The following is a 20,363-nucleotide window of genomic DNA, read 5'->3' as shown; positions in this document are numbered from 1 at the left end:
CCCGTGCGGTTACCCGTCTTCGTGAACTGGTCGTCTGGTTCTGGGAGTTGACAATGACGGGCTTCGGGCAGCACGGGACGCGCAAGTACCCCCGCACGCGTGGCCGGATGGGGTCACGGTCCGGGCCGGATCGCGCGACGCTCGGCATCATCGGGCTCGTCTGCGCGGTCGCGGGCTTCTTCACGCTCGGGATCGTCCTCGGTCCCGCCGCGATCGTCTGCGGCTGGCTGGCCATGGGCCGCACCTGGGCGGGCTCCCGCCCCGTGCCGGCCCTGGTCGCCGTGGTCCTGGGTGCCATCGACACCCTGCTGGCCGTCATCTGGCTGGCCGGCGCGGCCGGCCCGGGCGGCGGCCTGCTGTAGCACCGGCCGTTCCCGGCCGGGGCCCCGATCCCGGCCGAGGACCGTCGGGACCGCCGGGACGGGCGCGACCGCCGGGACGGGCGGCCGGAGCGGCCCGGACAGCGCGGCGACCTCCGCCCGCAGCCGCCGCACCTCCTCGGTCAGCGCCTCGATCGCCTCGGTCTGCCGCCGCTCCTCCACGTCGTCCTTCTCGAAGCGCGAGATGAACCAGGCGGCGATGTTCGCCGTCACCACACCGAGCAGGGCGATCCCGGACAGCATCAGCCCCACGGCGAGGACGCGGCCCAGGCCGGTGGTCGGGGCGTGGTCGCCGTAGCCGACGGTCGTCATGGTGGTGAAGGACCACCACACCGCGTCCCCCAGGGTGCGGATGTTCCCGTGCGGCGCGTCCCGCTCGACCGACAGCACGGCCAGCGAGCCGAACATCAGCAGCCCCACCACGGCCCCGGCGACGTACGTGGTCAGCCGGATCTGCGAGGCCATCCGGGCGCGCCGCCCCACCAGCATCAGCGTCGACACCAGCCGCAGCAGCCGCAACGGCTGCAGCATGGGCAGCACCACGGCGCACAGGTCCGCCCAGTGCGACCGGACGAAGTCCCACCGGCGCGGGGCGAGGCCGAGCCGGGTCAGGTAGTCGACCGCGAAGGCGCCCCACACCACCCACTCGACGACCGTGCAGACCCGGGTGAGCGCGTGTCCCGCCGAGGTGTCGACGATCGGCACGGCGTAGGCGACGGCGAAGAGCACCGCCAGCACGAACAGCGGGCGCTGGGTGGCCTGCTCCCACCGGGCCTGCGCGGTCTCTCGGTCCATGCGGGCATCGTAGGGACCGCGCGACGGCCGCCGGGGCCGCGCGGGTGGCGGGGACCCGGTCCCCGCCACCCGCGTCGGGCCGGCCGGCCCGGGAGCGGCTACGCGTCCCCGCCCGCCGCGCCCGGATCGGCCGCGGTGACGTCCAGCAGCTGGTACCGGTCGATGGCCTGCTTGAGCACGGACCGGTCCAGCTTGCCCTCCCGCGCCAGCTCCGTGAGCACCGCGACCACGATCGACTGCGCGTCGATGTGGAAGAACCGGCGCGCGGCCCCCCGGGTGTCGGCGAAGCCGAAGCCGTCGGCGCCCAGCGACTGGTAGGTGCCCGGCACCCAGCGTGCGATCTGGTCCGGGACCGAGCGCATCCAGTCGGACACCGCCACGAACGGGCCCTGCGCGATGCGGAGCTTGCGGGTCACGTACGGCACCCGCTGCTCCTCCTCCGGGTGCAGCAGGTTGTGCCGCTCGACCTCGACGGCCTCGCGCCGCAGCTCGTTCCAGGAGGTCGCCGACCACACGTCGGCCCGGACGTTCCAGTCCTCGGCGAGGATCCGCTGCGCCTCGACCGCCCAGGGCACGGCCACGCCGGATGCCATGATCTGCGCCGGGATCTCGCCGGCGGTGCCCTCGCTGAAGCGGTAGATGCCCTTGAGGATGCCCTCGACGTCCACGTCCGCCGGCTCGGCCGGGTGCCGGATCGGCTCGTTGTAGACGGTGAGGTAGTAGAAGACGTCCTCGCCCGGCTTGCCGTCGGCCGTCTCGCCGTACATCCGGCGCAGGCCGTCCTGCACGATGTACGCGATCTCGAAGCCGAACGCCGGGTCGTAGGCGACACAGCCCGGGTTCGTCGAGGCCAGCAGCTGGGAGTGGCCGTCCGCGTGCTGGAGGCCCTCACCGGTCAGCGTCGTGCGGCCCGCGGTCGCGCCCAGCACGAAACCGCGCGACAACTGGTCGGCCATCTGCCAGAACTGGTCGCCGGTCCGCTGGAAACCGAACATCGAGTAGAAGACGTAGACCGGGATCAGCGGCTCGCCGTGCGTGGCGTACGACGAGCCGGCCGCGATCAGGGACGCCGTGCAGCCCGCCTCGGAGATGCCGTCGTGCAGCATCTGGCCGGTGGGCGACTCCTTGTAGGCGAGCAGCAGCTCACGGTCCACCGACTCGTACTGCTGGCCGAGCGGATTGTAGATCTTCGCACTCGGGAAGAAGGAGTCCATGCCGAACGTGCGGTACTCGTCCGGCGCGATCAGCACGAACCGCCGGCCGAGCTCCTTGTCCCGCATGAGGTCCTTGAGGAGCCGCACGAAGGCCATGGTCGTCGCGATGGACTGCTGGCCCGAGCCCTTCTTCACGGTCGCGTACGTCTTGTCTTCCGGCAGCGGGAGCGGCTTGGCACGCACGACCCGGGTCGGGACGTAGCCGCCCAGCGACTTGCGCCGGTCGTGCATGTACTGGATCTCCTCGGAGTCGCGCCCCGGGTGGTAGTACGGCGGGGCGCCGGACTCCAGCTCCTTGTCGGAGATCGGCAGGTGCAGCCGGTCGCGGAAGCGCTTGAGGTCGTCGACCGTCAGCTTCTTCATCTGGTGCGTGGCGTTGCGGCCCTCGAAGTTCGGGCCCAGCGTCCAGCCCTTGATCGTCTTGGCCAGGATGACCGTCGGCTGGCCCTTGTGCTCCACGGCCGCCTTGAACGCCGCGAAGATCTTCCGGTGGTCGTGACCGCCGCGCCCGAGGTGCAGGATCTGGTCGTCGGTCATGTTCTCGACCATGGCGCGCAGCCGGTGGTCGTCGCCGAAGAAGTGCTCGCGGATGTACCCGCCGGACTCGGTGGCGTACGTCTGGAACTGGCCGTCCGGCGTGGTGTTCATCTTGTTGACCAGGATGCCGTCCCGGTCCTGCGCGAGCAGCGGGTCCCAGGTGCGGTCCCAGATCAGCTTGATCACGTTCCAGCCGGCGCCCCGGAAGACCGACTCCAGCTCCTGGATGATCTTGCCGTTGCCGCGCACCGGACCGTCCAGGCGCTGGAGGTTGCAGTTGACCACGAAGGTCAGGTTGTCCAGGCCCTCACGGGCGGCGATGGACAGCTGGCCGAGCGACTCCGGCTCGTCCATCTCGCCGTCGCCGAGGAAGGCCCACACCTGCGACTTCGAGGTGTCGGCGATCTCGCGCGCGTGCAGGTAGCGGTTCATCCGCGCCTGGTAGATCGCGCCGATCGGGCCGAGGCCCATCGACACCGTCGGGAACTCCCAGAAGTCCGGCATCGAACGCGGGTGCGGGTACGACGACAGCGCGTACGGCGCCTTCGACTTCTCCTGGCGGAACCCGTCCAGGTGCTGCTCGCTCAGCCGGTCCAGCAGGTACGCGCGCGCGTAGATGCCGGGGGAGGCGTGGCCCTGGAAGAAGACCTGGTCGCCGCCGAGCCCGTCGTCCTTGCCCCGGAAGAAGTGGTTGAAGCCCACGTCGTAGAGCGAGGCGGAGGACGCGAACGTGGCGATGTGGCCGCCGACGCCGATGCCCGGGCGCTGGGCGCGCGAGACCATCACGGCCGCGTTCCACCGGGTGGCGTTGAGGATCTTGCGCTCGATCTCCTCGTTGCCGGGGAAGAACGGCTCGCTCTTGGTGGGGATGGTGTTGACGTAGTCCGTGCTGCGCATCTCGGGCACGGCCACGCGCTTCTCGCGGGCCCGCTCGATCAGCCGGAGCATCAGGTAGCGCGCCCGCTCCCGGCCGCGTTCGTCGACGGCGGCGTCGAGGGAGTCGAGCCACTCCTGGGTCTCTTCGGGATCGAAGTCAGGAACCTGACTCGGAAGGCCGCCAATGATGATCGGATTGCGATCGGATCCGGAAGCCACGCTGTTCCTTACCTGTCAGAGGGCACCGCTGGGGGCCACATTCCGGTATGCCTGCACCGCCCCCATCGTGTACCTCCGGGCGGCCGAACGGCATCTCTACTGTGGGGTAACCAGGAGCTGGTACCCGATGGCGGTTGCCAAACACGCAAACAGGGCAGAAAGGTGTGGGGTGTGTCACGCTCGGTGGACGGCGGGTGCCTGAAGTTGGGGCGAGACGGCCGGTATCGTCACCGTTTCGGCGGTCCGGATCGCCGGGTACTTGCGCGATCCGCCCCGCCCGTGTGGACTACGGCCAATGCTTCGCGCACGCGCGTGGCTGAGACATTCCCAAAACATGATCAGGAGGCAACCCGTGAGCGCGACCGCGGACCACGCGGAGGAGCGGACGAACCCTGCCGCCAGGCTGGGGTTCCAGCCCGGGCAGGTGGTCCAGGAGATCGGCTACGACGACGACGTCGACCAGGAGCTCCGCGAGGCCATTGAGGAAGCCATCGAGGGCGACCTGATGGACGAGGACTACGACGACGTGGCCGACGCCGTCGTGCTCTGGTTCCGTGACGACGACGGCGACCTGACGGATGCGCTGGTGGATGCCACCACGTACATCGAAGAGGGCGGCGCGATCCTGCTCCTCACGCCGAAGACCGGCCGTCCGGGCTACGTCGAGCCGAGCGACATCTCGGAGGCCTCGACGACCGCGGGCCTGACGGCGTCCAAGGGCGTCAGCGTCGGCAAGGACTGGAGCGGGAGCCGGCTGGCGACCCCGAAGGGTGCCGCCAAGAAGCGGTGACCTCGCCCCCCTGCGTACCGGGCCGGACCTTCCGGGGTCCGGCCCGGCCCCGTTGCGGCGGTCCGGTCGCGGGGTCCGGGCGATCGCTCCGTAGGCTGTCCTCCAGCGTGTTCCCACCCGGACAGCCCACGAAAGGGATCCCATGACGATGGCCATCCAGGTCGGCGACAAGGCCCCCGACTTCGAGCTCAAGGACAACCACGGCGCGACCGTGAAGCTGTCGGACTTCCGCGGCAGCAAGAACGTCGTCCTGCTCTTCTACCCCTTCGCCTTCACCGGCGTGTGCACCGGCGAGCTGTGCGAGGTGCGGGACAACCTGCCGCGGTTCGCCGACCGCGAGACCCAGGTGCTCGCCGTCTCCAACGACTCCATCCACACCCTGCGCGTCTTCGCCGAGCAGGAGGGCCTGGAGTACCCGCTGCTGAGCGACTTCTGGCCGCACGGCGAGGTCTCCCGCGCCTACGGCGTCTTCGCCGAGGACAAGGGCTGCGCGGTGCGCGGCACCTTCGTCATCGACAAGGAGGGCGTGGTCCGCTGGACCGTCGTCAACGCCCTGCCCGACGCGCGGGACCTGAACGAGTACGTCACGGCGCTCGACACCCTCTGATTCTTGGGCGTCAGGGCCTGCGGCAGGTGGGAACCCGTCACTAGGATCGAGTCGTTGATCCGATATCCGACGCACGACGGGGCTCCCGCCCCCGAACACCAATGGAGGACCCCGTGGGAGTCAGCCTCAGCAAGGGCGGCAACGTTTCGCTGACCAAGGAGGCCCCGGGCCTGACCGCGGTGCTCGTCGGCCTGGGCTGGGACGCCCGCACGACGACCGGCACCGACTTCGACCTCGACGCCAGCGCGCTGCTGCTGAACAACGGGGGCAAGGTCGCCAGCGACCAGCACTTCGTGTTCTTCAACAACCTCAAGAGCCCCGACGGCTCGGTGGAGCACACCGGTGACAACCTCACCGGTGAGGGCGAGGGCGACGACGAGGTCATCAAGGTCAACCTGGCCGGCGTCCCGGCGGAGGTGGAGAAGATCGTCTTCCCGGTCTCCATCTACGAGGCCGAGAACCGCCAGCAGTCCTTCGGCCAGGTCCGCAACGCCTACATCCGCGTGGTGAACCAGGCCGGCGGCGCCGAGATCGCCCGCTACGACCTGAGCGAGGACGCCTCCACCGAGACCGCCATGGTCTTCGGTGAGCTCTACCGGCACGGCGCGGAGTGGAAGTTCCGCGCCATCGGCCAGGGCTACGCCTCGGGCCTGCGCGGCATCGCGCAGGACTTCGGCGTCAACGTCTGAGCCGACGCCCCCACCCGTCCGGCGCCGACCGTTTCCACGGTCGGCGCCGGACGTGCAGGACAACCGAAGAAGCACCATCCAGGGGAGGACCAGCATCATGGGCGTCACGCTCGCCAAGGGGGGCAACGTCTCCCTGTCCAAGGCCGCGCCGAACCTCACACAGGTGATGATCGGGCTCGGCTGGGACGCGCGCTCCACCACCGGGGCCCCGTTCGACCTCGACGCCAGCGCGCTGCTGTGCAACGGCGGACGGGTGCTCGGCGACGAGTGGTTCGTCTTCTACAACCAGCTCACCAGCCCGGACGGCTCGGTGGAGCACACCGGTGACAACCTCACCGGTGAGGGCGAGGGCGACGACGAGTCGATCCTGGTCGACCTGTCCCGGGTGCCGGCCCACTGCGACAAGATCGTCTTCCCGGTCTCGATCCACATGGCCGACGAGCGCGGCCAGACCTTCGGTCAGGTCTCCAACGCCTTCATCCGGGTGGTCAACCAGGCCGACGGCCAGGAGCTCGCGCGCTACGACCTGAGCGAGGACGCGTCCACCGAGACGGCCATGATCTTCGGCGAGCTCTATCGCTACCAGGGCGAATGGAAGTTCAGGGCGGTGGGCCAGGGGTACGCGTCGGGACTGCGGGGTATCGCTCTAGACTTCGGGGTCAACGTTTCGTAAAGCCGAGTGCGGCACGGGGGAAACCCGTACACGTACGGATTGGGTAGCCAGTGCTTCTGAAAACCTTCGGCTGGTCGTTCGCGGTCACCGCGCTCGGCCTGGTCGCGGCGGTCTTCTACGGGGGGTGGGAGGCCTTCGGGATCGTGGCCATCCTCTGCATCCTGGAGATCTCGCTGTCGTTCGACAACGCGGTGGTCAACGCCGGGATCCTGAAGAAGATGAGCCCCTTCTGGCAGAAGATCTTCCTCACGGTGGGCGTGCTCATCGCGGTCTTCGGCATGCGGCTGGTCTTCCCCGTCGTCATCGTGGCGATCAGCGCCAAGATGGGCCCGATCGAGGCCGTCGACCTCGCGCTGAACGACAAGGACCGCTACCAGCAGCTCGTCACCGACGCACACCCGTCGATCGCCGCGTTCGGTGGCATGTTCCTGCTGATGATCTTCCTCGACTTCATCTTCGAGGACCGTGACATCCAGTGGCTGCGCTGGATCGAGCGGCCGCTGGCCAAGCTCGGCAAGGTCGACATGCTGTCGGTCTGCATCGCCCTGATCGTCCTGCTCATCACCGCCTTCACCTTCGCCACCCACGCCCATCAGCACGGCGGCGCGCACGTGGACAAGGCGCAGACGGTGCTGATCTCCGGCATCGCCGGTCTGATCACCTACATGGTGGTCGGCGGACTGTCCGGCTACTTCGAGGACCGGCTGGAGGACGAGGAGGAACGCGAGCACGAGGCCGAGGAGGAGGCCCGGCGCAGCGGCAAGCAGGCGTCGGCCGTCACCCTCGCCGGCAAGGCCGCGTTCTTCATGTTCCTCTACCTGGAAGTGCTGGACGCGTCCTTCTCCTTCGACGGCGTGATCGGCGCCTTCGCCATCACCAACGACATCGTGCTCATGGCGCTCGGTCTGGGCATCGGCGCGATGTACGTGCGGTCGCTGACGGTGTACCTGGTCCGCCAGGGCACCCTGGACGACTACGTCTACCTGGAGCACGGCGCCCACTACGCGATCGGCGCCCTGGCCGTGATCCTGATGATCACCATCCAGTACCAGATCAACGAGGTCATCACCGGCCTGGTCGGCGTCGTCCTGATCGCCTGGTCCTTCTGGTCCTCGGTGCGCCGCAACAAGGCACTCGCGGCGGCCGAGGGAAAAGCTGAGGGCTCGGACGACAAGGCAGAGGTCTCGTCCGGGGTGTGAGACCGCGAGCACACCCGGGTGTGATCAGCTTCCGGGTGAGGAACGCTTCCAGCGGGGCGGCCGGCGAGGAGGAGTCCTCCCGGCCGCCCCGCCGGGCTTTTCGTCATGACTGTGGGGGCGGGAATGGGGTTGTTCGACGGGTTCTGGAGCGGGCGGGCGGCCGACTTCGACTCGGGCAGCGCGGCGAGCAACGCGATCGAGCTGACCAAACGGCACCACCAGGTGTCCCTGACCCGCCAGGGGGCCGCCACCGGCAACCTGCGGGTCAACCTGGCCTGGCGGATGCGCACCTCCGACTTCGGCGGGCAGCAGCGCGAGAGCCTGCTGCGGCACCCGTTCAAGGCGCTCAGGCCGCCGGAGGTGGTGGGCCACAGCCAGAGCATGGTCAACGTCGACCTGGACCTGGGCTGCCTGTACGAACTGGCCGACGGCACCAAGGGCGTCGTCCAGCCGCTCGGCGGCTACCTCGGCGACGTCAACGCCCCGCCGTACGTGAAGCTCAGCGGCGACGACCGGTTCGGCTCGGCGTCCGGCGAGACGATGTACGTCAACCTGGACCACCGCGAGGACATCAAGCGGCTGCTGGTCTTCGTGTACATCTACGACCAGACGCCGGCCTTCGACCGGACCCACGCGGTCGTGACGCTGTACCCCAGCAACGGGCCGCGCATCGAGATCGGGCTGGACGAGCGGCACCCGCAGGCCCGCTCCTGCGCCGTGGTGATGATCGAGAACGTCAAGGACGAACTCGTCGTCCGCCGCGAGGTGCGCTTCGTCTACGGCTTCCAGGCCGAGCTGGACCGGCTCTACGGCTGGGGCCTGCAGTGGGGCCGGGGCTACAAGTCGAAGGCCGAGAGGTAGCCCGGTCCGTACCGCCCCGGCCGGCGTCCCGTCACCGGCCCACGAACTGCGGTCCCATCGGCGGCAGCGCGAAGTGGTCCGGGTAGGAGTAGCCGTGGGTCGGCAGTGACGACGGGTAGCCGTACGCCGGCTGCGGCTGCTGGTGCGGCTGGGCGGGGACCGGCTGGGTCGGCTGCTCCGGGGGCAGCGGCTGGGACACCACCGGCTCGGCGGCCGCCGCCCGCTCCGCCTCCTCCGACTCGTCCACCGAGATGCCGAAGTCGGTGGCCAGGCCCTTCAGGCCATTGCTGTAGCCCTCGCCCAGCGCGCGGAACTTCCACACCTCGCCCCGGCGGTACAGCTCGCCGCAGATCAGGGCCGTCTCCTCGCCGGTCTCCGGGCGGATGTCGAAGTGGGCCAGCGGCTCGGCGTCCGCGGCCGACGCGTCGTACAGCAGGATGCGCAGGTCACGTACGCGGTCGAAGGTGACGCCGTCGGCCGAGGCGACGAGGAGAACTCGGCCGACGGCGGACTCGACACCGGCCAGGTCTGTCTGGATCGTGTCGGTGAGGCCCTCGGCGACCCGCTTCTTGCCCAGGCGCCAGACCTTCCCGGACGGGTGCCGGGGCTGGTTGTAGAAGACGAAGTCCTCGTCGGAGCGCACCCGGCCGTCGGGACCGAGGAGCAGCGCGGAGGCGTCGACGTCCGGGACGCCCTGTCCGGGCGTCCAGCGCAGCACGGCCCGTACGGTGGTGGCTTCGAGCGGGACGTTCGACCCCTTGAGCATCGCGTGCGTCATACCGGTCATCCTGCCCTCTCGGTCCTGGCCACGACAACGCGGGGTGTCGGGGATTTCCCTGGGGGAACGCGTCCCGTCACCGGGAATTCACGCCCTGCGGGAACCCCGGACACAGGGCGGTACGTACTATTACCGGCCACCCCTCCACATCCACAGCCTCACCTTGCGCCACGGGGAGCTCCATGCGTCATTTCGGGCACATCGCCCCTGAGGTGCGGCGACGCCTCTTCCACCACGAGCCGTGCACGTTCACCGCCGACTCGCCGGCCCGGCTGCTCTCCGCTGCCCTGGGCGCCACCCTCTACAGCCCGGCCACCCGGCCCCGGCTCGCCGACGACGTCGTCAAGCAGGGCGCCAACGGCGTGGTGTCGATGGTGCTGTGCCTGGAGGACTCCATCGGCGACGAGGACGTACCGGCCGGCGAGGAGAACCTGGTCCGGCAGTTCGCCGACCTCGACGGCCGGACCGCGGGCGGGGGCCGCGCGGACGTCGGGCTGCCGCTGCTGTTCATCCGGGTGCGCACCCCCGAGCAGATCCCCGACCTGGTCGGGCGGCTCGGCCCGGCCGTGCGGCTGCTGTCCGGGTTCGTCGTCCCCAAGTTCACCGGCGAGCGGGGCATCCCCTTCCTGGAGGCCCTGGCGGTCGCCGAGGCCGCCTGCGGACGCCGGCTGTTCGTCATGCCGGTGCTGGAGTCGCCCGAGCTGCTGTACCGCGAGTCGCGCGTGGAGACCCTGGAGGGCATCTTCCGGGCCGTCGACAAGTACCGGGACCGGGTCCTGGCGCTGCGCCTGGGCGTCACCGACTTCTGCTCCTCCTACGGCCTGCGCCGGGCGCCCGACATGACGGCGTACGACGTCCAGATCGTCGCGTCCGTGATCGCCGACGTGGTCAACATGCTGGGCCGGGCCGACGGCACCGGCTTCACCGTCACCGGGCCGGTCTGGGAGTACTTCCGGGTGCCCGAGCGCATGTTCAAGCCGATGCTGCGGCACAGCCCCTTCCTGGAGGGGCAGGCGGTGGAGCTGCGCGAGAGACTGATCGAGCACGCGATGGACGGGCTGCTGCGCGAGATCACGCTCGACCACGCCAACGGCCTGCTGGGCAAGACGTGCATCCACCCGTCCCACGTGCCGGCCGTGCACGCGCTGTCCGTCGTCAGCCACGAGGAGTACAGCGACGCGGCCGACATCCTGCGCCCCGAGCGCGGCGGCGGGGGAGTGCTCAGGTCGCAGTACACCAACAAGATGAACGAGGTGAAGCCGCACCGCGCCTGGGCGGAGCGGACCATGCTGCGCGCGGAGGTCTTCGGCGTCGCGCACGAGGACGTCAGCTTCGTCGACCTGCTCGCCGCCGGCATACCCGGCTGAACCCCCACCTCACCCCCTAGGGACGCATGAACAAGGCAGTGAACAACGCGGTCTGGTCCGGCAGCTGGGTCGCCGAGCGGCTCGGGGTCGAGCTCGCGGGCGACCCCGGTCTGACGGAGCTGCTGGGGCTCGCCCTGCGGCGCAACCCCAAGCGGGCGCACCTGCTGGTGTCGAACGTGCTCGGCAAGCACGTCCCGCAGTCGCCGTCCGTGGTCTACGGCTCGGGGTTCGCCCTCGGCCGCCGGGTGCGCGAGCTGCTCGGCGCCGAGGAGGCGGCCCGCGCGGTCGTGCTGGGGTACGCGGAGACCGCGACCGGCCTCGGCCACTGCGTCGCCGACGGCCTCGGCAGCGCGCCCTACCTGCACTCCACCCGCCGTCCGGTCCCGGGCGTGGCGCGGGCGGGGGGCTTCGAGGAGTCCCACTCCCACGCCACGTCCCACCTGCTGCTGCCCGAGGACCCGGCCCTGCTGGCCGGCGACGGGCCGCTGGTCCTGGTCGACGACGAGTTCTCCACCGGCAACACGGTCCTGAACACCGTCCGCGAGCTGCACGGGCGGTACCCGCGGCGGCGCTACGTGGTGGTCGCCCTGGTCGACATGCGCTCGCCCGCCGACGCCGGCCGGCTGGCGGACCTCGCCCGGGAGATCGGCGCCCGGGTCGACCTGGTGGCGGCGGCCTCGGGCACGGTGCGCCTGCCGGACGGGGTGCTGGAGAAGGGCCAGGAACTCGTCGCGCGCCACGAGGCCGCCGCCGGCCCGGAGCGGCCGGCCGCCGCCCCGCCCGCCCCCCGGCCCCGCGTCACCTCCGTCGACCTGCGCTGGCCGCGCGGGCTGCCCGACGGGGGCCGGCACGGCTTCACCCCGTACCAGCGGGCCCGGCTGGAGCGCGCGCTGCCCGCCCTGGCCGCCCAGCTCGCCGAGGCGATACCCGGCGACGCCCGCCGCGTCCTCGTCCTCGGCTCGGAGGAGCTGATGTACGCCCCGCTGCGGCTCGCCCGTGAGCTGGAGCAGCTCCTGACGGCCGAGGTCCGCTACTCCACCACGACCCGCTCACCCGTCCTCGCCGTCGACGACCCCGGCTACGCCATCCGCACCCGGCTGGTCTTCCCCGCCCACGACGACCCGGCCGACGGCCCCGGCGAGCGCTACGCCTACAACGTCGCCGGCGGCGGCTTCGACGCCGTGGTCGCCGTCGTCGACTCGGCCGGCGACACCCCCGCCCTGCACGCCCCCGGCGGACTGCTCGCCCGGCTCGCCGCGCACGTGCCGCACGTGCTGCGGGCCGTCGTGCCGTCGTACGTCCCCGCGCCGCCGTACCTCCCCGAAAGGACAGCCGTGCTGCCCGAACCCCTCCGCGGTCCCGCCTTCTCCTCGTACGCGCCCGAGGAGGTCGGCTGGCTGCTCCAGGACCTCTCGGAGGTGACGCTGGAGGCGCCCACCGAGGAGCGCGAGGAGGCCATCCAGAGCGGCGGCGCCCACTACGCGGAGTCGCTGCCGGTGGAGTACCAGCCCACCGAGCAGTACCAGCAGCTCTTCCACACCGCGCTGGACGCCTCCGCGGCCCGCCTCGCGCACGCCGTCGGCGTCGTCACCGAGACGGTGATCGCCGAGCGGTCGCCGCGCCCGGTCCTCGTGTCCCTGGCCCGGGCCGGCACCCCGGTGGGTGTGCTGATGCGCCGCTGGGCCCGGTACCGGCACGGGCTGGACGTGCCGCACTACGCGGTGTCCATCGTGCGCGGGCGCGGCATCGACGCCACCGCGCTGCGCTGGCTCGCCGCCCACCACGACCCGGCCGACGTGGTCTTCGTCGACGGCTGGACCGGCAAGGGCGCGATCACCCGGGAACTGGCCGCCGCGATCGAGGCGTTCGAGGCGGCGGGCGGGGCGAGCGGGTTCGACCCGGAGATCGCGGTGCTCGCCGACCCCGGCGCGTGCGTGCGCACCTACGGCACCCGCGAGGACTTCCTGATCCCCTCCGCCTGCCTCAACTCCACGGTGTCCGGGCTGATCTCGCGGACCGTGCTGCGCGCCGACCTGGTCGGTCCCGACGACTTCCACGGCGCGAAGTACTACCGCGAGCTGGCCGGCGCCGACGTCTCCGGCCCCTTCCTCGACGCGGTCTCCGCGCGCTTCGACGAGGTCGCCGACGCGGTCGACGGCGCGGTCAAGGAACTGCTGGCGAGCGACCGCACGCCCACCTGGGAGGGCTGGGCCGCCGTCGAGCGGATCAGCGAGGAGTACGGCATCCACGACGTGAACCTGGTCAAGCCGGGCGTCGGCGAGACCACCCGGGTGCTGCTGCGCCGGGTGCCCTGGAAGATCCTGGCCCGGGCCGGGGCGGGCGCCGACCTGGAGCACGTGCGGCTCCTCGCCGAGCAGCGCGGGGTGCCCGTCGAGGAGGTCGAGGGGCTGCCGTACACCTGCGTGGGGCTGATCCACCCCCGGTTCACGCGCGGGGCGACCGGCGCCGACGGCAAGGCGGTGGCCCTGTGATGCCGGTGCTGGTGGCGAGCGACCTGGACCGTACGCTCATCTACTCCGCGGCGGCCCTGGCGCTGACCATGCCGGACGCGCGGGCGCCGCGGCTGCTGTGCGTCGAGGTGCACGAGAGCCGGCCGCTGTCCTACCTGACGGAGACGGCCGCCCAGCTGCTGACCGACCTCGGGGACGCGGCGGTGTTCGTGCCGACGACCACCCGCACGCGCAAGCAGTACCAGCGCATCAACCTCCCCGGGCCCGCGCCGGCGTACGCGATCTGCGCGAACGGCGGGCACCTGCTGGTCGACGGCGTGACCGACCCCGACTGGCACGCGGGCGTGCTCGCCCGGCTGGCGGACGAGTGCGCGCCGCTCGCCGAGGTGCGGGCGCACCTGGAGGCGACCGCCGACCCGCTGTGGGTGCGCAAGCACCGCGTCGCCGAGGACCTGTTCGCCTACCTGGTGGTGGAGCGGGAGCTGCTGCCCGAGGAGTGGGTCAAGGAACTGGGCGCCTGGGCGGAGAACCGGGGCTGGACGGTGTCGTTGCAGGGCCGCAAGGTGTACGCGGTGCCCAAGCCGCTGACCAAGAGCGCGGCGGTGCGCGAGGTCGCGCGGCGGACCGGGGCGGAGCTGACGCTGGGCGCGGGTGACTCGCTGCTGGACGCGGACCTGCTGCTGGCGGTGGACCGGGGGTGGCGGCCGGGCCACGGGGAGCTGGCCGAGACGGAGTGGACGGCGCCGGGGGTGACGGCGCTGCCGGAGCGGGGGGTGGCGGCGGGGGAGCGGATCCTCCGGGAGTTCCTGCGGAGCGTGCGCGGGGGGCCGTCTGCCTGACGGCGACGGGGCGCGGGCCGGGGTGGGGTGTCAGGTCGTCCGGCGGCTGTCCGTGCGTCGTGGCTGGTCGCGCAGTTCCCCGCGCCCCTGGGGGCACGGGGCCTGCGGCCCCTGCCCCCGTCAGCCGCAGCAGCCGCCTCCGCAGCAGCCGCCGCCTCCGCCGCCTCCGGCGGGGCGGGGGGTGGCCGTGCCGCCGACGGCGACCGTCGAGAGGAGCTTGACGGTGTCGTCGTGGCCGGACGGGCAGTTCGCCGGGGCGGAGGACTCCGCCATGGGACGGGACAGTTCGAACGTGTCGCCGCAGGTACGGCAGCGGTACTCGTAGCGAGGCATGCCCCCAGGCTAGCCACTGGGACACGGGTGGGGTGCCCGGGACCGCAGGTGTGACGCGTTCTGCCCGTTTCCTGTGTGGAGAGTTTGCGAAGGGCGCTGGTAATTTGATGGGGCCGCGAGGACCACGAGGTCGAGGGGATTCAGGGTTTGCGGCCGCTCTGCGGCAACTGACATCAAACCCTTGTACGTCTGTACGTCTGCCTGCGCGAGCAACAACGAGTGCGGAGGGAGGCGCGCAGTCGTGACCCAGGCAGGGCGAGGGAAGAACGACGAGGGCGGCGACGACGAGGTTCCCCTGGAACCGGACGCCACCATGCAGTTGAAGGTCCCGTCGATGCCGCGACCGGACGAGACCATGCAACTGCGCGTCCCCCCACCGGACATATCCGGAACTCCGGATGAGCCGGAGATATCAGACACATCAGGCACGTCCCGTTCCGTGCGTGGCCGCCGCAAGGCCGCCCAGCCCTCCCCCCGCGACCGCCTCACCGCCGCCCTCGCACCCCTCCTCGCCCGGGCCGCCGCCGCCCTCGCCCCGGTCCTCGCCTTCCTCGCCCCCCACCTGCGCCGCCTGCGCCCCCAGTACCCCCGCCCCGGCCGGGACGACTGGCGCCGCTGGATACCGTCCTGGCGGCAGTGGCTCGGCGGGATCCTCGGCTCGCTGGGCCTGAGCACCTTCTTCCTCGTCGTCGCCTACGCGGCCACCGACATCCCCGACAACCTCAACTCCTACGCCACCCAGCAGGACAACGTGTTCTTCTGGGCCGACGGCACGCCCATGGCCCGCACCGGCTGGGTGCAGCGCCAGGCCATGCCGCTGAAGGACATCCCCGAGGGCGTCCGCTGGGCCGTCCTCGCCGCCGAGAACGAGAGCTTCTACTCCGACCCCGGCATCTCCTTCAAGGGCATCACCCGCGCCCTGTTCCGCACCGTCGGCCAGGGCGACACCCAGGGCGGCTCGACCATCACCCAGCAGTACGTCAAGAACGTCTACCTGAACCAGGACCAGACGGTCAGCCGCAAGTTCACCGAGGCGATGATCTCGCTCAAGCTCGACAACAAGATGAGCAAGGACAAGATCCTCGAGGGCTACCTCAACACCAGCTGGTTCGGCCGCGGCACCTACGGCATCCAGCGCGCCTCCCAGGCGTACTACGGCAAGGACGTCAGCAAGCTCAACCCCTCCGAGGCTGCGATGCTCGCCTCGCTGCTCAAGGGCGCCGGCCTGTACGACCCCACCCTGGGCAAGGCCAACCACGACCGGGCCGTGGAGCGCTGGTCCTGGATCCTCGACCGCATGGTCAAGATCGGCAAACTGTCCCCGGCCGAGCGGGCGACGTACAAGGCGTTCCCCGAGCCGCTCAAGCAGAACCCGCTGTACGACACCGGCCAGCAGAGCGACTACCTGGTCGAACTCGCCACCCAGTACGCCAAGAAGACCGGGCACATCTCCGACAAGGACTTCGACCTCGGCGGCTACCAGATCTACACGACCTTCGACAAGAACCGCGAGGCGCAGCTCACCGACGCCGTCACCAAGGCCCGCAAGAAGGCCCAGCGGGACGACCCGAAGACCGCCGCCGACGCCCACTACGGCGCCGCCTCCGTCGCCACCGACGGCCGCATCCTCGCCGTCCACGGCGGTCCCGACCACCGCAGGCAGGGCTACAACGAGTCCAACGCCACCACCGTCCCCGCCGGCTCGGCGTTCCTGCCGTTCGTGTACGCGGCCGGGCTCGAGCACGGCGTGCACAAGACCCGCGAGGGGCCGGCGACCCCGGTGACCGGAGAGTCGCTGTACGACGGGGACGACGGCGTGCCGGTGACCACGCCCGAGGGCCCCTACTGGGACCGCAGCGGCCGCAAGGTCGCCGCCCACAACGACGGCGGCACGTCGTACGGGCAGATCTCCCTGCACCAGGCGCTCGCCAAGTCGGTGAACACCCCGTTCATGCAGCTCGGCATGGACACCGGCCTGGCCAACGTCCGCGCCACCGCCCAGGCCGCCGGACTGCTGTCCTCCAGCCTCGGCGCGCAGGTGCCCGCGCTGTCCCTGGGCAGCTCCACGCCCAGCGCCATCCGCATGGCCAGCGGGTACGCCACCTTCGCCGCCGACGGCAAGCACACCGAGCCGTACTCGGTCCGCAAGATCACCCACAACGGCACCAAGGTGCCCCTGGAGATCCCCTCCGCCCGGCGGGCGATCGGCGCCGACACGGCCCAGGAGGTCTCCTCCGCGCTGCGGGACGCCTTCCGCACGGCCCACCCCGGTGACGCCTCCGCCACGGCCCAGGTCGCGGGCAAGGCCGGCACCACCGAGGGCGACACCGCCGCCTGGTACGTCGGCACGGCCAAGGCCGTCTCCACGGCGGTCGTCGTCTACCGCATCGACCTCGCCAAGAGCCTCGAACCCCTGCCGCTGAAGGACGTGGCCGGCAAGTCCGGAGACGTCCCCTACGGCATCTGGTCAGGTGCCATGAGTCCGCTCGGCTGACCCCCGACGGCACCGCCTCCGCCCCTGTCCCCAAGAGAATGAGCCGCACATGAAACACCCGTCGGGCCGCCGCCGCAAGGCCCGCGCAGCGCGCCATCCCGCGACCCGTCCGGGCTTCGTGTCCCTGGCGGCCTTCCTCGTGGTCGCCTCCCTGCTCACCGGCTACCTGGTCCTCTCCCGCTCCGACAACACCGCCCCCACGGCGTCGGCCAAGGACGGCAAGGCGTCCGCGAAGGAGACCAAGGAGCCCGAGTGGGACGGCAAGACGCATGTGCTCGGTGACGGCTCCACCTCCTACACCGGCCCTCAGACCGGGCAGTTGAAGCCGGTGCCGCTCAAGCCGGGCGAGAAGCCGCCCCAGTTCGTCGTCTTCTCCTGGGACGGCGCCCTCCAGGGCGACGACCAGCTCTTCTCCCACTACCGGGAGATGGCCAAGGAGTACGACGCCCACATGACCTTCTTCCTCACGGGCATCTACCTGCTGCCCAAGAACAAGGCGCAGCTGTACTCCCCGCCGCAGCACCCCAAGGGCTCCTCGGCCATCAGCTTCCCCACCGACGAGCACATCCGCACCACGCTGGAACAGCTCGGCGAGGCGTGGAAGGAGGGCAACGAGATCGGCACCCACTTCAACGGCCACTTCTGCGGCGCCAAGGGCGGCGGCGACTGGAGCGTCGAGGAGTGGAAGAGCGAGATCGACCAGTTCTACGGCTTCGTGGAGCACTGGAAGACCAACACCGGCTACACCGACATCGACCCACTGCCCTTCGACTTCAAGAAGGAGGTCACCGGCGGCCGCGCGCCCTGCCTGGAGGGCCAGCCCAACCTGCTGAAGGCGGCCAAGGGCTACGGCTGGCGCTACGACGCCTCCTCCACCGGCGACTTCCAGATCTGGCCGGCGAAGAAGAACGGCCTGTGGGACTTCCCGCTGCAGCTCCTGCCCTACGACAACGGCAAGATCCAGGCCCTGTCGATGGACTTCAACTTCCTCTACAACCAGTCCGACGGCGAGACCGACGGCGACCCGGCCAAGTACGCCCAGTGGCAGCAGATGACCACCGACTCCTACATGGCCGGCTTCAACCGCGTCTACTACGGCAGCCGGGCCCCGCTGTTCATCGGCAACCACTTCGAGGAGTGGAACGGCGGCGTCTACATGAAGGCCGTCGACGACGTCATCAAGAACGTGTGCACCAAGAAGGACGTCAAGTGCGTGTCCTTCAAGGAACTCGCCGACTGGATGGACGTGCAGAAGCCGGCCACCCTGGAGCGGCTGCGTTCCCTCGACCCGGCGCAGTCCCCGGACTGGTCGGCCGTCGTGCAGTGACGAACCCATAACGGGCTCGGTTCCACTTGGGCATCCCCCTTCACAAACGCCGCACACGGCATGCGAGGATTCCGGTCCCGGCATCCCTCGCCGGGGTAAGAGGGGAATCTCTAGTGAAGTCAAGGAAATTGAGCCGTACGCGGCGCCGCGCGAGCATACTGACGGCGGCCGCCGCCTCGGTCGTCGCGGGTGTGGCGCTGCTGCCCAACTGGAGCGCGGGCGCCGCGGTCGTCGACGACCCCACGGTGGACGCGAAGACCAAGGCCACCTTCCAGAAGCTGGCCGACGCGTTCTTCACCGACCGCACGGACGCCCTGGTCGCCGGTGGCGCGCAGAGCAAGCGCGACAAGCCGCTGACCGCCGGCTTCTCCGGTCACGTGAAGCTGTCGTCCGGACTGTCCCGCACCGAGGACAGCGCCCGGGACACGCTCGAGGGACGCAAGGACAAGCTGGCCTCGCTCGGCGAGGAGTACAGCAAGGCGAACACCGCCGTCACCCTGAACGCCACGCGCGTGGAGGGCCGCCGGGCCACCGTCGCGGTCACCGAGACCACGACCCTGACCTACGCCCAGGCCCGCGGCAACGAGCCCCGGACCACCGGGTTCCAGGCCGGTCACGAGCTGACCTTCAAGGCCGACCGGCACGGCAACTGGCAGCTCACCAACGTCAAGGACACCGACTCGGGCCTGGCGGTCAACACGCTGTCCAAGCCGGCCGTGAAGGCGCCGACCACCGCGGACGACGGCAACACGACGCCCGACGCCCCGCGCGCCGCGACCACCCGCAACCCGGTCAAGGTGCCGAAGACCGGCACCGCCTACGACTACAAGGCGATGGCGGCCTACGCCGAGAAGTACTGGAACGTCTACAACAAGGACTACCCGGACTTCAACGGCCACGGCGCCGGCGGCGACTGCACCAACTTCGTCAGCCAGTCCCTGAAGGCGGGCGGCTGGAAGCACGTGCCGGGCTACGTGTACGACTACACCAAGTGGTTCGGCACGGCCGACATCCAGTCCGACTCGTTCGTCGGCGTCAACGAGTGGTCCTGGTTCGCGCAGAACTCCAAGCGGACCACGCCCCTGGCGAACGTCTACCAGCTCGAGGTCGGCGACGTCCTGCAGATGGACTTCGACCGCGACGGGTCCAAGGACCACACGATGATCGTCACGGCCAAGAGCAACGGCGTGCCGTACGTGACGTACCACTCGAACAACACCTTCCGCCGGTCGGTGGCGAGCCTCGTGGCGTCGTACCCGACCGCGTACTACTACGCCTACCGCACCTGATCACGGGGCCTGTTCGGACCGGTCGGCCTTGTTCAGGTCCGGGTACTCCTCCCGCCGCTCGCGCCCGCGGTCCTCGTCGGTCGCGAGCCCGGGGTGGCGGGCCCGGAAGTACGGGTTGTCGTGCGGCAGGGACGAACCGACCCTGCCGTACATCCCGAACGTCATCAGCAGCAGCCCCACGACGAAGCTGAACAGGCAGTTCTGGATCTGGAACGCCAGGAAGTTGTAGTCGGTGTCCAGCAGGCTGAGCGTCAGGAAGCCGTTCACGAGGAACAGCACGCCGAGCGTCATGTTCAGCGTGGACGCGAAGTTCCCGCCGATCACCATGCCGACGAAGAGCAGCAGTCCGACGGCGACCGACAGCCAGCTCAGCGCGCCGTTGGTGTTCAGGCCCAGCACGTGGTCGCCGCCGGTGTCGAAGGTGCCGATCTTGTCGAGGATGCCGAGGATGCCGAAGGCCACGAGGAAGAGGCCCATCAGTCCGGCGCCGATCCGGTAGACCCTGTTCAGCCGGTGGTCGACCGGGAGGTGGTCGTTGAACCGGATGCGTTGCCGCGGCCCGGAGCGCACTGCGTGGGTGGCCATCTCCGCCTCCTAGCGTTCAGGGGAGCCGAGTGCCCGCCGC

Annotated in this window: 17 protein-coding genes and 1 pseudogene; 13 read left to right on the top strand and 5 right to left on the bottom strand. The window is 70.6% G+C overall.

Annotated features, from left to right (window positions below):
* The first annotated feature begins 53 nt into the window (after nucleotides 1–53).
* Nucleotides 54–362, top strand: coding sequence for a small hydrophobic protein (locus tag E4U91_RS38925; protein ID WP_137310765.1), 309 nt, complete (start codon nucleotides 54–56; stop codon nucleotides 360–362).
* A gap of 93 nt (nucleotides 363–455) precedes the next feature.
* Here the strand turns inward: E4U91_RS38925 and E4U91_RS10895 are convergent.
* Nucleotides 456–1,175 (bottom strand): annotated as a pseudogene (locus E4U91_RS10895) (potassium channel family protein); the annotation flags it as partial.
* A gap of 98 nt (nucleotides 1,176–1,273) precedes the next feature.
* Nucleotides 1,274–4,021, bottom strand: coding sequence for a pyruvate dehydrogenase (acetyl-transferring), homodimeric type (gene aceE / locus E4U91_RS10890; protein WP_137306667.1), 2,748 nt, complete (start codon nucleotides 4,019–4,021; stop codon nucleotides 1,274–1,276).
* Nucleotides 4,022–4,373: 352 nt separating this feature from the next.
* On the opposite strand from aceE, the gene E4U91_RS10885 reads away from it, so the two are divergent.
* The 6 genes from E4U91_RS10885 (at nucleotide 4,374) to E4U91_RS10860 (ending at nucleotide 8,840) form a co-directional block, all read left to right on the top strand.
* Nucleotides 4,374–4,811: a DUF3052 domain-containing protein gene (locus E4U91_RS10885; protein WP_168218100.1), complete on the top strand. Its 438-nt coding sequence runs from the start codon at nucleotides 4,374–4,376 to the stop codon at nucleotides 4,809–4,811.
* Between the two features lie 148 nt (nucleotides 4,812–4,959).
* Nucleotides 4,960–5,418, top strand: coding sequence for a peroxiredoxin (locus tag E4U91_RS10880; protein ID WP_137310764.1), 459 nt, complete (start codon nucleotides 4,960–4,962; stop codon nucleotides 5,416–5,418).
* A gap of 113 nt (nucleotides 5,419–5,531) precedes the next feature.
* A complete protein-coding gene (locus E4U91_RS10875) occupies nucleotides 5,532–6,107 on the top strand; it encodes a TerD family protein (RefSeq protein ID WP_137306665.1) in 576 nt (191 codons plus the stop codon).
* Between the two features lie 97 nt (nucleotides 6,108–6,204).
* Nucleotides 6,205–6,780, top strand: coding sequence for a TerD family protein (locus tag E4U91_RS10870; protein WP_067231246.1), 576 nt, complete (start codon nucleotides 6,205–6,207; stop codon nucleotides 6,778–6,780).
* 50 nt (nucleotides 6,781–6,830) lie between these two features.
* The gene (locus E4U91_RS10865; RefSeq protein ID WP_137306664.1) at nucleotides 6,831–7,979 is read left to right on the top strand and encodes a DUF475 domain-containing protein; all 1,149 of its coding nucleotides are present in this window, start codon (nucleotides 6,831–6,833) and stop codon (nucleotides 7,977–7,979) included.
* Between the two features lie 123 nt (nucleotides 7,980–8,102).
* The gene (locus tag E4U91_RS10860) at nucleotides 8,103–8,840 is read left to right on the top strand and encodes a TerD family protein (RefSeq protein ID WP_137306663.1); all 738 of its coding nucleotides are present in this window, start codon (nucleotides 8,103–8,105) and stop codon (nucleotides 8,838–8,840) included.
* A gap of 31 nt (nucleotides 8,841–8,871) precedes the next feature.
* Here E4U91_RS10860 and E4U91_RS10855 read toward each other — a convergent pair whose 3' ends face one another.
* Nucleotides 8,872–9,618 carry a TerD family protein gene (locus E4U91_RS10855; RefSeq protein ID WP_137306662.1) on the bottom strand — a complete coding sequence of 249 codons (747 nt, stop codon included), beginning with the start codon at nucleotides 9,616–9,618 and terminating at the stop codon, nucleotides 8,872–8,874.
* 182 nt (nucleotides 9,619–9,800) lie between these two features.
* On the opposite strand from E4U91_RS10855, the gene E4U91_RS10850 reads away from it, so the two are divergent.
* The 3 genes from E4U91_RS10850 to E4U91_RS10840 are packed head-to-tail and all read left to right on the top strand — an operon-like array spanning nucleotide 9,801 to nucleotide 14,295.
* Entirely contained in the window at nucleotides 9,801–10,985 is a 1,185-nt protein-coding gene (locus E4U91_RS10850) for an HpcH/HpaI aldolase/citrate lyase family protein (protein ID WP_137306661.1), read from the top strand.
* Between the two features lie 26 nt (nucleotides 10,986–11,011).
* On the top strand, nucleotides 11,012–13,477 hold the full coding sequence (locus E4U91_RS10845; protein WP_137306660.1) for a phosphoribosyltransferase: 2,466 nt from the start codon (nucleotides 11,012–11,014) through the stop codon (nucleotides 13,475–13,477).
* A complete protein-coding gene (locus tag E4U91_RS10840; protein WP_137306659.1) occupies nucleotides 13,477–14,295 on the top strand; it encodes an HAD family hydrolase in 819 nt (272 codons plus the stop codon). Before E4U91_RS10845 ends, E4U91_RS10840 begins: the two co-directional genes overlap by 1 nt.
* A 120-nt stretch (nucleotides 14,296–14,415) precedes the next feature.
* Here E4U91_RS10840 and E4U91_RS10835 read toward each other — a convergent pair whose 3' ends face one another.
* The gene (locus tag E4U91_RS10835; RefSeq protein WP_137306658.1) at nucleotides 14,416–14,628 is read right to left on the bottom strand and encodes an FmdB family zinc ribbon protein; all 213 of its coding nucleotides are present in this window, start codon (nucleotides 14,626–14,628) and stop codon (nucleotides 14,416–14,418) included.
* Nucleotides 14,629–14,941: 313 nt separating this feature from the next.
* On the opposite strand from E4U91_RS10835, the gene E4U91_RS10830 reads away from it, so the two are divergent.
* The 3 genes from E4U91_RS10830 to E4U91_RS10820 all read left to right on the top strand — a co-directional run bounded on the left by E4U91_RS10830 (nucleotide 14,942) and on the right by E4U91_RS10820 (nucleotide 19,738).
* Nucleotides 14,942–17,122: a transglycosylase domain-containing protein gene (locus E4U91_RS10830; RefSeq protein ID WP_174867923.1), complete on the top strand. Its 2,181-nt coding sequence runs from the start codon at nucleotides 14,942–14,944 to the stop codon at nucleotides 17,120–17,122.
* Between the two features lie 49 nt (nucleotides 17,123–17,171).
* Nucleotides 17,172–18,449: a polysaccharide deacetylase family protein gene (locus tag E4U91_RS10825; RefSeq protein WP_137306657.1), complete on the top strand. Its 1,278-nt coding sequence runs from the start codon at nucleotides 17,172–17,174 to the stop codon at nucleotides 18,447–18,449.
* A gap of 128 nt (nucleotides 18,450–18,577) precedes the next feature.
* Nucleotides 18,578–19,738 (top strand): amidase domain-containing protein, encoded by a 1,161-nt coding sequence (locus E4U91_RS10820; protein WP_241678553.1) that lies wholly within the window; start codon nucleotides 18,578–18,580, stop codon nucleotides 19,736–19,738.
* Here E4U91_RS10820 and E4U91_RS10815 read toward each other — a convergent pair whose 3' ends face one another.
* Nucleotides 19,739–20,323 carry a DUF4383 domain-containing protein gene (locus E4U91_RS10815; RefSeq protein WP_137306655.1) on the bottom strand — a complete coding sequence of 195 codons (585 nt, stop codon included), beginning with the start codon at nucleotides 20,321–20,323 and terminating at the stop codon, nucleotides 19,739–19,741.
* Nucleotides 20,324–20,363 lie beyond the last annotated feature (40 nt).

This window comes from Streptomyces lasalocidi, assembly GCF_005280215.1.
GTDB lineage: Bacteria > Actinomycetota > Actinomycetes > Streptomycetales > Streptomycetaceae > Streptomyces > Streptomyces longwoodensis.
Note: the sequence above shows the minus strand (reverse complement) of the source record. Positions and strands in the feature narration are given on the sequence as shown.

What these genes read in the sequence shown, in the direction of transcription:
- E4U91_RS38925 (WP_137310765.1), top strand. Translation starts at nt 54, where the DNA reads ATGACGGGCTTCGGGCAGCACGGGACGCGCAAGTACCCCCGCACGCGT.
- E4U91_RS10880 (WP_137310764.1), top strand. Translation starts at nt 4,960, where the DNA reads ATGGCCATCCAGGTCGGCGACAAGGCCCCCGACTTCGAGCTCAAGGAC.
- E4U91_RS10870 (WP_067231246.1), top strand. Translation starts at nt 6,205, where the DNA reads ATGGGCGTCACGCTCGCCAAGGGGGGCAACGTCTCCCTGTCCAAGGCC.
- E4U91_RS10860 (WP_137306663.1), top strand. Translation starts at nt 8,103, where the DNA reads ATGGGGTTGTTCGACGGGTTCTGGAGCGGGCGGGCGGCCGACTTCGAC.
- E4U91_RS10855 (WP_137306662.1), bottom strand. Translation starts at nt 9,618, where the DNA reads ATGACGCACGCGATGCTCAAGGGGTCGAACGTCCCGCTCGAAGCCACC.
- E4U91_RS10850 (WP_137306661.1), top strand. Translation starts at nt 9,801, where the DNA reads ATGCGTCATTTCGGGCACATCGCCCCTGAGGTGCGGCGACGCCTCTTC.
- E4U91_RS10845 (WP_137306660.1), top strand. Translation starts at nt 11,012, where the DNA reads ATGAACAAGGCAGTGAACAACGCGGTCTGGTCCGGCAGCTGGGTCGCC.
- E4U91_RS10840 (WP_137306659.1), top strand. Translation starts at nt 13,477, where the DNA reads ATGCCGGTGCTGGTGGCGAGCGACCTGGACCGTACGCTCATCTACTCC.
- E4U91_RS10835 (WP_137306658.1), bottom strand. Translation starts at nt 14,628, where the DNA reads ATGCCTCGCTACGAGTACCGCTGCCGTACCTGCGGCGACACGTTCGAA.
- E4U91_RS10830 (WP_174867923.1), top strand. Translation starts at nt 14,942, where the DNA reads ATGCAGTTGAAGGTCCCGTCGATGCCGCGACCGGACGAGACCATGCAA.
- E4U91_RS10825 (WP_137306657.1), top strand. Translation starts at nt 17,172, where the DNA reads ATGAAACACCCGTCGGGCCGCCGCCGCAAGGCCCGCGCAGCGCGCCAT.
- E4U91_RS10815 (WP_137306655.1), bottom strand. Translation starts at nt 20,323, where the DNA reads ATGGCCACCCACGCAGTGCGCTCCGGGCCGCGGCAACGCATCCGGTTC.